Annotated in this window: 16 protein-coding genes, 1 pseudogene and 1 riboswitch; of the genes and pseudogenes, 14 read left to right on the plus strand and 3 right to left on the minus strand. The window is 41.6% G+C overall.

Annotation, left to right across the window (positions count from 1 at the left end):
• Positions 1-2 precede the first annotated feature (2 nt).
• Positions 3-1589, minus strand: coding sequence for a phosphoenolpyruvate carboxykinase (ATP) (pckA, locus tag QNH10_RS10175; RefSeq protein WP_283734490.1), 1587 nt, complete (start codon positions 1587-1589; stop codon positions 3-5).
• A gap of 172 nt (positions 1590-1761) precedes the next feature.
• Positions 1762-1876, plus strand: a riboswitch (SAM riboswitch).
• A 186-nt stretch (positions 1877-2062) separates the two neighbouring features.
• Between pckA and metK the strand changes: the two genes are divergently transcribed.
• Both metK and QNH10_RS10185 read left to right on the plus strand, forming a co-directional pair.
• Positions 2063-3265, plus strand: coding sequence for a methionine adenosyltransferase (gene metK / locus QNH10_RS10180; protein ID WP_283734491.1), 1203 nt, complete (start codon positions 2063-2065; stop codon positions 3263-3265).
• Between the two features lie 297 nt (positions 3266-3562).
• The gene (locus QNH10_RS10185; RefSeq protein WP_283734492.1) at positions 3563-3697 is read left to right on the plus strand and encodes a hypothetical protein; all 135 of its coding nucleotides are present in this window, start codon (positions 3563-3565) and stop codon (positions 3695-3697) included.
• 201 nt (positions 3698-3898) lie between these two features.
• On the opposite strand, the gene QNH10_RS10190 is transcribed toward QNH10_RS10185, so the two are convergent.
• The gene (locus QNH10_RS10190; RefSeq protein WP_283734493.1) at positions 3899-4411 is read right to left on the minus strand and encodes a gamma carbonic anhydrase; all 513 of its coding nucleotides are present in this window, start codon (positions 4409-4411) and stop codon (positions 3899-3901) included.
• An 81-nt stretch (positions 4412-4492) separates the two neighbouring features.
• Between QNH10_RS10190 and QNH10_RS10195 the strand changes: the two genes are divergently transcribed.
• The 8 genes and pseudogenes from QNH10_RS10195 (at position 4493) to nhaC (ending at position 11422) form a co-directional block, all read left to right on the plus strand.
• Complete coding sequence (locus tag QNH10_RS10195) at positions 4493-5281, plus strand: alpha/beta fold hydrolase (protein WP_283734494.1); 789 nt, start codon at positions 4493-4495, stop codon at positions 5279-5281.
• 22 nt (positions 5282-5303) lie between these two features.
• Positions 5304-5909, plus strand: a complete 606-nt coding sequence (locus QNH10_RS10200; protein WP_283734495.1) for a histidine phosphatase family protein — start codon at positions 5304-5306, stop codon at positions 5907-5909.
• Positions 5910-5951: 42 nt separating this feature from the next.
• The gene (gene lepB / locus QNH10_RS10205; protein ID WP_381427168.1) at positions 5952-6479 is read left to right on the plus strand and encodes a signal peptidase I; all 528 of its coding nucleotides are present in this window, start codon (positions 5952-5954) and stop codon (positions 6477-6479) included.
• A 76-nt stretch (positions 6480-6555) separates the two neighbouring features.
• Positions 6556-6735: a hypothetical protein gene (locus QNH10_RS10210; protein ID WP_283734496.1), complete on the plus strand. Its 180-nt coding sequence runs from the start codon at positions 6556-6558 to the stop codon at positions 6733-6735.
• Between the two features lie 106 nt (positions 6736-6841).
• Positions 6842-8851: an ATP-dependent helicase gene (locus tag QNH10_RS10215; RefSeq protein WP_347178032.1), complete on the plus strand. Its 2010-nt coding sequence runs from the start codon at positions 6842-6844 to the stop codon at positions 8849-8851.
• Between the two features lie 158 nt (positions 8852-9009).
• Entirely contained in the window at positions 9010-9360 is a 351-nt protein-coding gene (locus QNH10_RS10220) for a fluoride efflux transporter FluC (RefSeq protein ID WP_283734497.1), read from the plus strand.
• Positions 9357-9719, plus strand: coding sequence for a fluoride efflux transporter FluC (locus tag QNH10_RS10225; protein ID WP_283734498.1), 363 nt, complete (start codon positions 9357-9359; stop codon positions 9717-9719). Before QNH10_RS10220 ends, QNH10_RS10225 begins: the two co-directional genes overlap by 4 nt.
• A 324-nt stretch (positions 9720-10043) precedes the next feature.
• Positions 10044-11422, plus strand: a pseudogene (gene nhaC / locus QNH10_RS10230) (Na+/H+ antiporter NhaC).
• Between the two features lie 276 nt (positions 11423-11698).
• On the opposite strand, the gene QNH10_RS10235 reads toward nhaC, so the two are convergent.
• On the minus strand, positions 11699-11938 hold the full coding sequence (locus tag QNH10_RS10235) for a hypothetical protein (protein WP_283734499.1): 240 nt from the start codon (positions 11936-11938) through the stop codon (positions 11699-11701).
• 148 nt (positions 11939-12086) lie between these two features.
• On the opposite strand from QNH10_RS10235, the gene QNH10_RS10240 reads away from it, so the two are divergent.
• The 4 genes from QNH10_RS10240 (at position 12087) to QNH10_RS10255 (ending at position 14814) form a co-directional block, all read left to right on the plus strand.
• Positions 12087-12716, plus strand: coding sequence for a hypothetical protein (locus QNH10_RS10240; protein WP_283734500.1), 630 nt, complete (start codon positions 12087-12089; stop codon positions 12714-12716).
• Entirely contained in the window at positions 12686-13186 is a 501-nt protein-coding gene (locus QNH10_RS10245; protein WP_283734501.1) for an amidase domain-containing protein, read from the plus strand. Before QNH10_RS10240 ends, QNH10_RS10245 begins: the two co-directional genes overlap by 31 nt.
• A gap of 90 nt (positions 13187-13276) precedes the next feature.
• Positions 13277-14443: an oligosaccharide flippase family protein gene (locus tag QNH10_RS10250; protein ID WP_283734502.1), complete on the plus strand. Its 1167-nt coding sequence runs from the start codon at positions 13277-13279 to the stop codon at positions 14441-14443.
• Between the two features lie 11 nt (positions 14444-14454).
• Positions 14455-14814 (plus strand): hypothetical protein, encoded by a 360-nt coding sequence (locus tag QNH10_RS10255; RefSeq protein WP_283734503.1) that lies wholly within the window; start codon positions 14455-14457, stop codon positions 14812-14814.
• The last annotated feature ends 151 nt before the right edge of the window (positions 14815-14965 follow it).

The raw sequence follows: 14965 nt of genomic DNA on the forward strand, positions 1-14965 counted from the left end.
TATTAAGCAATCGGTCCGCCTTTTAGTGTAATCTCTTCAGAGACATGACCGAATTTCTTGAAGTTTTCACGGAAAAGGTCCGCTAATTCTTTTGCTTTTTCATCGTATGCTGCAGGATCGCTCCACGCATTGCGAGGGTTCAACACTTCGCTTGGCACACCTTCAATAGCTTTTGGCATAGCAAGGCCAAAAATTGCATTTTCTTCAAATTCAACATCAGTTAATTCGCCAGCAATTGCAGCACGGACCATTGTACGTGTATGTTTCAATTCCATACGTTTACCAACTCCGTAAACGCCACCCGTCCAACCAGTGTTTACAAGGAATACTTGTGCATCATGCTCATCGATTTTCTTACCAAGCATTTCAGCGTACACAGTCGCTGGAAGCGGTAGGAATGGAGAACCGAAGCATGTTGAGAAAGTAGCCTCAGGTGCAGTAATGCCACGCTCAGTTCCTGCAAGCTTCGATGTGAAACCGCTTAGGAAGTGATACATCGCTTGTTCTTTCGTCAATTTCGAAATTGGAGGTAACACGCCAAACGCATCCGCAGTTAGGAACACGATTGCTTTCGGATGTCCTGCAACGGACGGTGTTACGATGTTTTCGATATTTTGGATTGGATAAGCTGCACGTGTATTTTCAGTTAATGAACTATCGTCATAATCTGGGATACGTGTTTCTGGGTCAAGCACAACGTTTTCAAGAACTGAACCGAATTGGATCGCTCCAAAGATTTCTGGTTCCTTTTCTTGAGACAAGTTGACGCATTTTGCGTAACATCCACCTTCGATGTTGAATACACCGTTATCAGACCAGCCGTGCTCATCATCACCGATCAACTTACGGTTAGCATCAGCGGAAAGAGTCGTTTTTCCTGTACCTGAAAGGCCGAAGAATAGGGCAACATCGCCTTCTTCACCAACGTTTGCTGAACAGTGCATAGGAAGAATTCCGCGCTCAGGAAGCAAGTAGTTCATGACAGAGAAAATCGATTTTTTCATTTCTCCTGCGTATTCTGTTCCTCCGATAAGGACAATGCGCTTCTCAAGTGATACAATGATGAAAGTCTCGGATTTCGTGCCGTCGACTGCTGGATCTGCTTTGAAAGATGGAGCAGCAAGTATTGTAAATTGTGCTTCATGTGCTTTCAATTCTTCTTCAGTAGGTCGGATGAATAGATTCTGAACAAATAGGTTTTGCCAAGCGAATTCATTAATAATTTGAATGGAAAGCTGTGAATCTTTATCAGCTCCTGCAAAGCCTTTAAAAACGAATAGTTCGTCTTTCTTTTTTAGATGGTTAATCACTTTTGTATATAATGAATCAAATAATTCACTGGAAATCGGTTGGTTAACTTTGCCCCAATCGATCTTATCTTTGGAAGAATCTTCTTCGACTGTGTACTTATCTCCAGGTGAACGGCCAGTATACTTTCCAGTTTGCGCAGTAAGTGCTCCATCTGCAGAAAGTTTAGCTTCTCCACGAGCTGTCGCTTTTTCAACTAACTCTGCCACTGAAGGCTGGATGTTTACGTTATTGCCTGAAAGTAACTCATGTAGTCCGTTTTCAATTTTCGCTGAGATCATTTTGTTCGTACCGTCCTTTGCGTGTAATCCCGAGTCACGGGTGTCATCACATTTCGTAAATAGTATAACACATTTAGAATAATAGTCTATACTAATTGAAAACACAAGCGGTTAGATCAAAAATATTTGACAAAACCACTTTCTTTACTTACTATTGTTAGATGAACGGATACTCTTATCCCGAGCTGGCGGAGGGACAGGCCCTATGAAGCCCGGCAACCTGCGCATATATACCTGCGAGAAGGTGCCAAACCTGGAGCAAGGTTGAATTCCTTGGACGATAAGAGTGAAAGGTGCTGCTTTTGAAATTCTGCCTTTCCTCATGTATATTTACGTGAGCGAAGGGCTTTTTATATTCATTTTACAGGCCCTTAATCCTTGTGTATGTTGACGTCGACTCTCTAGGCGCTGAACTTACTGGGACAATTAGAGTACCGTATCAATATTTGCAAGCTGTTAAGGAGGAAACAACAATGACAAATCGCCGACTGTTTACATCGGAATCGGTAACTGAAGGACATCCGGACAAAATGTGCGATCAGATTTCTGACGCTATTTTGGACGCGATTTTAGAGGAAGACCCAAATGCACGCGTGGCGTGTGAAACGACAATTACAACAGGATTAGTTCTTGTTATAGGTGAAATTACAACAACTACCTATGTCGACATTCCGAAAGTTGTACGGGATACAGTGAAAGAAATCGGGTACACACGTGCTAAATTCGGATTCGACTGGGAAACTTCATCTGTTTTAACTTCGATTGACGAGCAGTCCCCAGACATCGCGGCAAGCGTGGATCAGGCGCTTGAAGCAAGAGAAGGAACAATGACAGATGCGGAGCTTGACGCAATCGGAGCTGGTGACCAAGGATTGATGTTCGGTTTTGCATGTAATGAAACACCTGAACTCATGCCGATGCCTATTAGTTTATCCCATAAACTTGCCCGCCGCCTTGCTGAAGTACGTAAAGAAGATATTCTTACTTATCTGCGTCCGGACGGAAAAACACAAGTAACAGTAGAATATGATGAAAATAATAATCCTGTCCGTATTGACACGATTGTTATTTCGACTCAACACTCTCCTGATGTGACACTTGAAGAAATTCAAAGAGATTTGAAAGAACAAGTTATTCAGCCGGTCGTCCCTGCGGAGTTATTAGATGAAGAAACTAAATACTTCATCAACCCTTCAGGCCGTTTCGTTATCGGTGGCCCACAAGGGGATGCAGGATTGACGGGACGTAAAATCATCGTTGACACATACGGCGGCTATGCACGTCATGGCGGTGGTGCATTCTCCGGGAAGGATGCTACAAAAGTGGACCGTTCCGCTTCATATGCTGCGCGCTATGTTGCGAAGAATATCGTTGCAGCTGGGCTTGCGGATCGTTGTGAAGTGCAATTGGCATATGCAATCGGTGTGGCGAAGCCAGTTTCTATTTCGATTGATACATTCGGAACAGGTAAAGTAGAGGAAAGCAAGCTTGTGGAAATCGTGCGTGAGTTATTCGATTTACGCCCTGCAGGCATCATTAAAATGCTTGACCTTCGCCGTCCAATTTACAAACAAACAGCAGCCTATGGCCATTTCGGTCGTACAGACGTTGAACTTCCTTGGGAGATCACGGATAAGGCGGAAGAATTGAAGGATAGAGCTGGATTGTCTAATTAATAATTGGATGATTGAATAAAGAGACAGGAAGAATGGAGAAATCCAGCCTTCCTGTTTTTTATTTTGGTGAAAGGAGAACTCCTGAGCGAAGAACGAGAACTTTTTAAGTGGAAAGGAGAACTCTGCGACGAAGAACGAGAACTCTTTTAGAGGAAAGGAGAACTAAATGGCGAAGAACGAGAACTCTTTATGTGGAAAGGAGAACTCTACGACGAAGAATGAGAACTCTTTAAGTGGAAAGGAGAACTTGGCTGTGTGTTAAGTGGGCAAGGTCCATTTATTTAGGGTCAGGGTCCATTGTTCCGCTATCAAGGTACATTCTTCCACGGTCAAGGTCCATTCTTCCACAGCCAGGGTCCATTGTTCAGCTACCAAGGTCCATTCTTCCTCTACCAAGGTCCATTCTTCAGGCAGCGTTATAAAAAGGTGTAAGATTAGGGAACTAAACTGAAATTTAAACGTTTAATTAGTAAATAGATTGGTAGGATGGGGGATTTTATATGGGTATAATAAGCTTTTGGTTGTTAGGACTTATCGGTTTATTCACTATTATCATCGTGGCAGGAATCATTGTTTTCATGGCTATCAAAAAATAAAGGTGTTGCGCAAAAAGTGGCAACACCTACACCGTTATTATTTTTGCATACCCTTATAAATAGCACCTTTTTCAACGTAACTTTCAACAATCCGCTTCATATCAGCTCGATCATCATCATTCAATTCACGGACGACTTTCGCCGGGGAACCAAGCGCAAGACAGCCTGGCGGTATTTTCTTGCCGGGAGGTACAAGACTTCCGGCTCCGATGAACGCACCTTCGCCAATTTCAGCACCATCCAAAATGATTGCGCCCATTCCAATCAGCGCACCTTCACGTATGACACAGCTATGAAGAAGGGCTTTATGGCCGACAGTGACATCATCTTCGATCAACAACGTCCTTCCCGGACTTTGGTGTAGGCAACTTAAATCTTGAATGCTGACACGTTCGCCTATTATTGTTGGTGCAACGTCTCCGCGTATGACAGTATTAAACCAGATTGAACTGTTAGCGCCAATCGTCACATCGCCAGTAATTGTCGCATAATCCGCTACATAGACGGATGGATCGATTTTTGGAGTCTTTCCATTGTATGGATAAATCATGAATGTCTCCTCTTTTCTATAAATCGTGTATAATTTATCATATCATGAAACTTTCATTTACATAAAGAGGAGGTGGATTCTATGTGGAAATGGGAGGCAGAAGGACAACCGAAAGCGGTCGTTGTCATTGTCCATAATGCTTATGAGCATCATCTCCGCTACGCGTGGCTTATTCAGAAGCTAAGAACTGGCGGATTTCATGTTGTGACGAGTGATTTGCCGGGTCACGGATCTGAGAATGGCAGAAGACTTCATGACGAGCCGTTTGATTCATATATTAGTCATGTGAAAAAGATGATTGAGATTGGAATGCTCGATAGCTTGCCTGTATTTGTACTTGGGCACGGGCTTGGAGCGTCACTTATCATGCATATTCTGCAGCGTGAAAAGTTGGAATGTGCAGGATTTATCTTCAGTTCGCCATGGCTTTCCATCAAGCATCAGCCGTCAAAGTTTTCGGGTGTGCTTACAAAACTTTCAAGCTCGAAGAAGATAAACCACGATATTACAATAGAATTATTAACGCGTAACTATGAGATGTACATAGAATTTCAAAACGATCGAAATTATAGCTCCAAAGTTGTTGCCTCTTGGTATAAGGAATTGCAAGCGATGATGAAGTCTATCGTTACGCATGAGGAAAGTATTCAGGATATACCGGTTCTTGTTCATACTGGGGGGCAAGACAAAATAACAGAGATTGCAGCTGCGAAAAAATGGATAGTGAATCAGCAACTTTCCGATTTTCAATATAAAGAGTGGAAAAGGCTTTATCATGATCTTTATCAAGAGCCTGAGAGAGAGGAAGTTTATTTGTTTATCGAATCCTTCATGAACAATGTGCTTCGCTCTTTAGGATATATCGTTTGATCAAATAGGGGAGTGGTTAAGTATGACGATTATCGGTTTTGTGAGACATGGTGTAACAGCGTGGAATAAAGAAGGAAGAGCGCAAGGCAGCACGGATGTCCCATTGGATGAAGAAGGAATTGAAATGGCAAAACGTGTGGCAGATCGGTTGGCTAATGAAAAGTGGGATATCATTTACACAAGCCATTTGAAACGTGCAAGTAAAACCGCTGAAATCATTGCTGAAAAGATGCCAAGTGTTGAACTTGTTGAAGATCCTCGTTTACGTGAAGTTAGTGGAGGAATGGTTGAGGGGACGACAGAGGCAGAACGGATCGAGAAGTGGGGAGTGGACTGGAGGCAGCTGGACATGGGGTTTGAAACCCAGGAGGCGATCATATCCCGCGGTTTGGAATCCATTGATGAAATTAGGAGAAAACATTTAGGCAAAAGGGTGTTGGTCGTTAGCCATGGTAGTTTCATTAAACGGATGTTGAACGAATTGATAACAGATCCTGTTTATGAGACGAGCTTGGATAATACTTCATTAACAATTGTCGAGCTGACGGACGACAAAAACGTTTGCCAGCTTTTCAATTGCACGGCCCATTTATCGCTTGAAACCTTTCATAAGAAAAATAGTCTATAATATACTTATACAACAACCAATTGCTTGAATGGGGGCTGTACATTGAATAAAGAAACAACAAATGAAATAATGTCTTGGATTAAATCCATAGCAGTTGCTTGTGTCATCGTATTCGTAGTTCGCCATTTTTTATTTTCACCAGTAATTGTATCCGGACAATCGATGGAACCTACATTTGAATCGGATAATCGCGTAGTCATTTCGAAAATCCATACACTTGATCATTTTGACTTGATTGTTTTCCATGCACCAGGTGTAGAAGAGGATTATATTAAACGAGTAATCGGTTTACCAGGTGATACCGTAGTTATGAAGGATGACAGGCTCTTCATTAACGGAAAAGAGCATAAAGAGGATTATCTGAAAGAGAACAAGAAACAGATTTTCAAAGACGAGAAATTGACGGAGGACTTTGAAGTGACTGTACCTAAAGGGCAGCTTTTCGTCTTGGGTGATAATCGACGCAATAGCACAGACAGTCGGGTGATCGGATGTATCGATCAAGAATCCGTTGTTGGCAAAGTAGGTTTTAGATTCTATCCATTGAATTCAATTGGTTTTCCGAAGTAAGGAATAGCCAATTGCATGATTAACTCTAACTCTTTGGGGTATCTTATGAAGACTACTCAAGGAGGAGTGATCACCATTGTTTAAAAAGAATAAAAACAAAGGGCAAAACAAAGACGATGTCAGGGCCGAGTTAGGCGGGACTGAGTACACCGACGAACAACGACGCACAAACGAAGTTGCCTCCACTGCCTATAAGGGTAGTAAAAATGAAAAAGTGGATATTCAAAACGATCGTCTGGAATCGGGCGGATTTTAGTCAACAACCTCTGCGAAAATGCAGAGGTTCTTTCTTTTTACGGGAACAAATACGCGCACCTATGGTAAATTAAGTACAATGCAAAAAAGAGAAGGAGCACCATGTAATGTCTGATTTTTTTAATCGAAAAATGAAAGAACTACATATTAAATTGAATGATGTCCAAAAATCTGCCGTCCTACAAACAGATGGACCATTACTTTTATTAGCATGCCCTGGATCCGGGAAAACAACGACGATGATCATGCGAATCGGCTATTTGATAGAAGAGAAGAACGTGAATCCGAAACGGATAAAAGCAATCACTTTTAGCCGTGCGGCTGCAAATGACATGACGGAACGATTTAAACGTTTCTTTCCGCATCATGCCCCAGTCGATTTTTCAACAATACATAGTCTGGCATTTAGTATTACAAGAACCTATTTGAATAAAACAGGCACCGGATATGAATTGATCGAAGGCGGTAAAGGGAAACAATCGCCGAACAAATCGATGTTGCTGAAAGCATTATATAAAGAAGTGATTCGCGAAGAAGGCACTGAAGAAGAGTTAAGTTCACTGTCCACATTCATCAGTTTCCTTAAGAATAGGATGATTCCTTTTAACGAGTTGGAAAAAGTGCCTGGACCTTTTGAAAAGGCGGGAAGCATCGCGCTGAAGTACGAGCAATATAAAACGAAAATGATCGGCCATTTACTGCTCGATTTTGACGATATGCTGACGATAGCCGAACAGGCATTGCGTGTAGATGAACAACTTGCGGAGCAGTTTCGTAGTCAATTCGATTATATCCTAACAGATGAAAGCCAGGACACATCTCTTGTTCAGCATCGAATTGTTGAGCATCTCGTCGCCCATCACGGAAATCTTTGCGTCGTGGCGGATGATGATCAATCAATCTATACATGGCGGGGTGCAGATCCAACCTATTTGTTGGATTTCAAGAAAGTATATCCAGATGCCGAATTGCTTAAGATGGAACAGAATTACCGCTCATCGAAAGAAATCGTCGAGACAGCTGCTAAATTCATTAAACGGAATCGGCATCGGTATGTAAAGGAGATGCGTACTGAGAATAAAGAGAACGGACCTATTTTCATTAAACAATTCGAAGATCCAAAACACCTTTTGGAATATGTCACGTATGAATTATTAAATGAGAAAAACTTGAACGAGGTCGCTATTTTATTCAGAAATAATTCATCATCGACAATGTATGTCAACGAGCTTCATAGAAGGGGAATTCCTTTTTATATGAAGGATGCGGATGACAAGTTCTTTACACATTGGGTTGTGGAAGATATATTGAATTTCATGAGACTTAGCTTCAATGTTGAAAGGAAGGACGTCTTCGCAAAAATTGCAATGAAGATGAATTTGTTCATATCTCGGAAGATGCTTGCAGAGTTCGAAAGGAAATCGACTTCAGGGAATGTTTTTGACGCGTTTCAGCATTCTGTCCAACTAAAGGGCAGTCAAGTTGAAAAATTGAAATCCTATAAGGAAGTTTACGATAAAATTCCTAAAATGCGACCTGGACAAGTGATTCGGATGATCCGTTATGAGCTTGAATATGAGGAAGCACTTAGAAGTCGTGCACAGAAATTCGGCTATCGGATCGATAACTTACTTGGCATTCTTGATACACTTGAAGGAATCGCCTCCCAATTGCGGACAATGGTTGAATTTGCAAACCGATTAAAGGAATTGGAGATCGCAGTTCAGCAGGCAAAATTTAACCCTTCAGACAATGCGTTGACATTGTCGACATTCCACAGTGCAAAGGGATTGGAATTTAGACGCGTTTTCATGATTGACCTGGTGAAAGGGATTATTCCATCTGAAGAAGATGAAACAGATCCGTTGTTAATGGAGGAAGCGAGACGATTATTCTATGTTGGAATGACACGCGCGAAGGATCGATTGGAATTGCTATCCTATCAAAAACAGAATGGCAAGACAAAAGAGGATTCAAGATTTGTGAATGAAGTGCGTGGAATTGTCATGAAACCGGAGGAGCGGAAAATGGTAAAACTAAAAAGGTGGAACCATCCATTCCGATGGATCCGGACGGCATTCATGATCCAAATGAATTGTATAGCGAAATGCATGTAATTCACCGTGTATTTGGCAGGGGAGTTGTTCTTGAAATTGGTGATGCGGAAATTCGCATTCAATTTGGAGAGAATGAGAAGCGCCTCTCGCTTGAGACGGTGTTGTCGAGACGGTTATTAAAAAAGGTGGAGTCATGAGAGCGGCCCTTTTAGTGGGCATTGGGAGCGATTGGTGCTGTTTCACGTGTAAGTATAGGTGAAATCTCATTCGGTTTCGGGAATTTCCCCTTTGCAACATTCACAGTAAATATGGTCGGAACGTTTTTCTTGTGTTTTCTTAGTGCAGGCTTCATTCAACGTCTAAGGCTTAACCACGATTTGCAAACTGCCTTAACGACCGGATTTTTAGGTTCCTTCACAACCTTTTCTGCTTTTAGTATGGAGACCGTGAACCTTTTTCAGAATGATGCTATTTTGATAGCACTTATGTACATTGCAAGTAGTATTGTTGGTGGTTTTCTATTTGGCAGTATAGGCATGAAATTGGCCCGGAAGGCGGGGAGAGAATGACGGTCATTGATATACTAATCATTGGGGCGGGTGGTTTTATTGGCGCGGTCATTCGATATCTTCTTTCCGGTAAGTTTAATAAAGAGGGAAGCAGCCTACCTTTTGGAACATTAATTGTGAATATAGCCGGGTCCTTGCTGATTGGTATTGTAGTCGGTTTAGGTGTTCCGAAACTGTGGACTCTATTTCTTGTCTCCGGATTCGCTGGCGCCTTAACTACGTTTTCAACGTTGTTTAAAGAGTTATTGCAGTTATGGTTCGGAAATAGGAAAAGGCAATTCATCGGTTATATCTTACTTACTTATGGTGTTGGGATTTTAGTTGCGTTCGTAGGATTTATTATTGGTAAAGCATTATGATGGCAGATAAATCCTATTGACTTTTCCCCCAGGCATGGTAAGATTCAGAACATAAATAAAAGCAAAGATCAATTTAAAAACAAATAGACGTTGGAAAGTTGGCGCAGTAATTCCGTTGTGGGCAGCAAATAGAGACTGATTGGATAGTGCAAATTCAGGCAGCAGCGGGGATGAAATACACCAACATTTTTTTCCTTTTTAAATGAAGTGGATGGCAGATGACTGTCGTCAAAATAGGGTGGTATCGCGGAGAACTCCTTCGTCCCTTTTTACGGGATGAAAGGGTTTTTTTGTGTTCATTATAGACTCAAGGAGGAAAGCAGTATGATTAAAATCAAAGCAATTCATACACCATCATTTTGGGAATCGGTCGTGCTCATTGTTGGGATTGTTCTCATGATTGGTGTTTGTATTATCTACTTCGATGCTGTTCCTCATTTACCGATTCTTTTTTCGATATTACTATTAATCGGATATGGCCTGCTTAAACGAATACCATACCGGAGACTTGAAAAAGGTTTGGTCGAAGGTGCTGGTGCAGGGATGAGTGCCGTCTTCTTATTTTTCTTCATCGGAATGCTTATAAGTAGTTGGATGATGAGCGGTACAATTCCTTCGTTAATATACGCAGGGTTTCATTTAATAACTCCCACTTTCTTCTTTGCGATTGTTTTCATCGTTTCATCCATTGTGGGCATATCAATCGGAAGTTCTTTGACGACTGTAGCAACAGTCGGAGTTGCGTTTATCGGCATGGCGGATGTGCTTGGGCTTTCATTGCCATTGGCTGCGGGTGCTATCGTGTCAGGTGCGTTTTTCGGTGATAAAATGTCGCCATTGTCCGATACGACTAACCTTGCATCTTCAATAGTTGGTGTCGACCTTTTCGAACATATTCGCAATATGGGGTGGACAACTGTACCGGCATTTATCCTTACGACAATTTTCTTCGGCATTTTATCTCCTAATGTAAATACAGGCGATTTTGATGAAATTGCTGATTTCCAGGAAACACTTTTGGGAACTGGGATGATTCATTGGTATACGGTCATTCCGCTTTTAACCCTATTCGTCTTAACGATCAAAAAGATGCCAGCTCTTCTGACATTGGCAATAAGTTCGACTGTAGCAGTACTTCTATCATTCCTACATCATAATTATGGTTTTGCTGACGTATTGGGGATTTTATTTAAAGGATTGTATCCTCTACTGGCGTACAGGATGTTGATAAACTGCTGACGGGCGGGGGTATGGAAAGCATGTTGTTCACTGTTTCATTAGTAATACTAGCATTAAGCATGGGAGGATTATTGTTTACATTAGGGATTATCCAAAGTTTCTTAGGAAGAATCGAAGCGCTTTTGAAGAAAGTCTCCTCTGTCATAATATCTTCGGCGGTCACTGCCATTGGAATTAATGTCTTAATTGGTGAGCAGTATTTATCAATTTTATTGACAGGACAAGCATTCCAATCTTCTTATGAGAAAGTTGGTCTTGCCAATAAAAATCTTAGCCGTGTCATGGAAGATGCGGGGACGGTTGTGAATCCGCTTGTACCGTGGAGTGTTTGTGGAATTTTCATTTCTCAAGTGTTGGGTGTTTCTACATTGGAGTATCTACCATTTGTATTCTTTTGTTTGCTATCTCCAATCTTAACGATTATTTTCGGATATATGGGGAAGACGTTGACGCGAATTTCATGAAAGAAGTGATTACGGCCAACGGAATGTACCACCTCTGCCATCTTTTTTACCACCGAATGACTACAAATGTACCAGCAAACGTCACGCGTTTACCACTACATGTGTACAGGGTTTGTTACAATTGTTTTAATAGCCATAAGATTCATTTGTATCAAATTGAACGAGTAACAATAGAAAAATCCCCGAATGATTGAATCAAGGGATTTTCCGAATATATATAAAGCGAATTATAAAACTATGCAAAAAATTGATAAGCATATGCTAATAAGTCTTCCTTTATGCCGATAAAACCTTGTTGTAAATCGAGAGATGTAACATAAATTTGATTACCTTTAATGCGATAAATATGGTTAGGGAGGGTGAGGTTGTTTTCGCATAAAGTAACATACCTGCAACCGTTTCATCCGGCTCTTTTTTCCAATTATTTATATATGTAAATATTTGATAAAGGTTACCGGATTTTTGTTTTGCAGCTCCCCCTTCAAATCGATTTGGTATGCTTGGTAAAAACTTCACCTTTGCTCCGAGTACATTACGATATTTTCGGATCAAATATCGGAAAAACGGCTTGTTTCCATGTTTGATTAGGAAACGGATAATTTATATTGAAGTGAACCATCATAAGGTGGATTGAAAAGCAGGCACCATTAAGGGGGAGTTTGGCTTGTTCCGCTTGGTTCTATTGTTCGGAATGACTTTATTAGTCGGGTTGATGCCATTGAATGCTTATGAAGCTTTTGCTCAAGAGGATTACGACAAAAGGGAGGTTGATTCTTTCCTGACACAGTTGTTTGTTGATCGTAATGCCTTTCTTGTCAATCGGCTTCCGGAATCCATTAACAAGTATTATATCCATACGGAGAAGGTAAGCCGCTACGCTTATCAAATGGAATTAAGACGTGAAAAGTACATCAATACTTGGGCAGATAAACGTGGCATACGGCTTATAGGAGCAGAACCCACCATTCGTATTACTCGTTTCGAAAAAAATGGGGATGTAGCGCATGTTTCCCTGATACAGATGGCCAAAATATCGTATGACTACAATACAGTTTATCTACCACCCCAATCCTTTGGTGTCGGTACGCGGCATGCTCTTACATTGAAGAAAATAGACGGTAATTGGATGGTATTAAAGGAATGGTATTTGGATCCGCTTGAAGAAAACTCAGAGTTAATAGCGGATTCACCAGTGGGCTTCCCCCATCTTTCTCCGACAACGAAACTTCGCAGAATAAAGGGCGATATAATCGTGAACGTGCAGTGGCCTATGCCAATAAGTACGCGGGCCTAGCTTGGGGAGCCGGGAATAATAACCGTTACAATTCGAAATATAAGGATTACACACCACTTGGCGGAGACTGTACCAACTTTGTATCCCAAGTTCTTGGCGACGAGGAGGAAGGCGGCGGCTTGCAGAAAACGCGCAATTGGAGAAGTGGAAGTAAAGCATGGGTACAAACGGATGCTTTTGAACATTTCTTGCTCTATTCCGGATATGGACGTTTGATTGCAAAGGGGACATTTACAGAAGTTACTGAATCAAGCGACAAACATCCACATGGAGCAATCTCAAGCTTAAAGCCAGGTGACGTGATCGGCTACACGCTAGATGGAGATACGGACCATTTTTCGGTTGTGGTAGGGCAAGATGCTAACGGCTATCCGTTAGTGAATTCCCATACTGCGGATCGGTATCGTGTACCGTTTGACCTCGGCTGGGATAAAACAACGAAATATATCCTCATTCATATCAATGATTAATCGAAAAAGGTCTTGGTAAAAAGTCTCCGTAGTCTACCCCTGTGATCTTGTTCATATAGTTATTAGGACAAGGTCACTTGGGGTGAAAAGATGAGACTGCCTACCTTTATTAAACAAACAGCGCTGCGTACTGGTGCTATATTTCTCGTTAAAGTCATCGGTCTCGCCGTTCGCATTCCTTTGTTTAGGCTTCTCGGCTCAGAAGGAATGGGAATTTATCAAATTGTTTATTCTGTTTATGGATTCGTACTTACGTTGCTCTCAGGTGGTTTTCCTACATCGTTGGCATTATTGACCGCTAAGGATAAAAAACAGGGTTGGCTTGTTTATAAAAGCCTGGCTGTACCCATTATGTTCCTTGGAACTGTTTCCAGTTTGCTTTGTTTCGCCATAGCGCCTAATATTGCACATTTTCTCGGAGATTACAGCTTGACGTTTCCCATCCGCTGCCTAGCTCCGGCGCTTTTTATTGTTCCACTGCTTCAGCTATACCGAGGATTCTTACAAGGTGTGGAGTTCTACGGATATGTGGCCGTTTCTGAACTAATAGAACAAACGGTTCGTGTTGGAACAATGCTTTTGCTTGTCGTTCTATGGCTGAAACAAGGCACTTATGCTGCCGCAGGGGGTGCCGTTTTCGGTGCATTTACAGGTGCCTGTATCGCATTATTGTTTCTTTGGTTGCTGAAATATAATAAAAGATTGAAGCTGATACCTGCCACCAATAACGGAACATATAATAAATCCGCCCGGTGGCTGATCCTTGGACCTGGAATTTTTTTGTTTTTCAAATCATCCTTTGCTATTACATTAACGCGTATCGTTATGCCTGCGTCCGATTTTCTTGATGCGTTAATCATTCCTAGCCGTCTGCAAGTTTCTGGCCTAAGTCAATCAGAGGCTATTGCCATTTTCGGAGAAGTATTCGGAATCGCGACAACTATCGTGTATCTACCTACTATTGTTACCGCGGCAATATCATATACGATGGCTGCTAAGTTAACGACCAATTGGCAAAACGGGAAAAAAAGTAGGTTTGTTGAGCGTTCCAGTCTGTCCTTAGAAATCGGGTGGTTTTGGGGAATCAGTTCCATGTTAATCCTTTTTTTTCATGCGGATGATTTATCTATGCTAATTGTGGGTAGTCAAGAGGCAACCGAAGCAATACGCTACATGTCTTTTGCTCCTCTTATTGCCGGCATGCGGGAGCTAACGACAACGATCCTTTGGGCGGCTGATCAAAAAAGGCTCCCCTAGTCGGTTTACCAGTGGGCCTTATTTGTTCTGCAATCGCCGCTTATTATTTAACTGCAATACCGGGATTCGGTTATGCAGGTGTTGCGATTAGCGTTTTTATCTTGGAAATAACATCCCTCCTCTGGAATGCGCTCATTATACAAAAAAGATGCAAAGGCGCGTTTCCTGTAATGACGTTATTGGCATATTTAATTTTTCTTGCGTCAATAGGCTTTCTTAACGTTCCGTTCGAAAACTTTCTGTTGTATATCGGTATAGAATCAGGAACCATGCAATCGCTCGGCAGCATGCTATTTTTTATAGGATGCATTGCCTTATTCTTGCTGCTACAATTTTGGGAAGGGGAAGCTTTAGAAGGTATCGCTAACTAAATGGAAATTATATGAACCAACGTTCACCTCAGACCTCCTTACACTCTTTTTATTAAGATGATAGGTACGTAGCACATAGCAAAATCCGAGATATAATGGGCATCTTTGGAAAGAATGATCTAATCGAAGGAGGAGAATCTCATCCTTACGC

The organism is Sporosarcina thermotolerans, assembly GCF_030067815.1.
Taxonomy (GTDB): Bacteria; Bacillota; Bacilli; order Bacillales_A; family Planococcaceae; genus Sporosarcina; species Sporosarcina thermotolerans.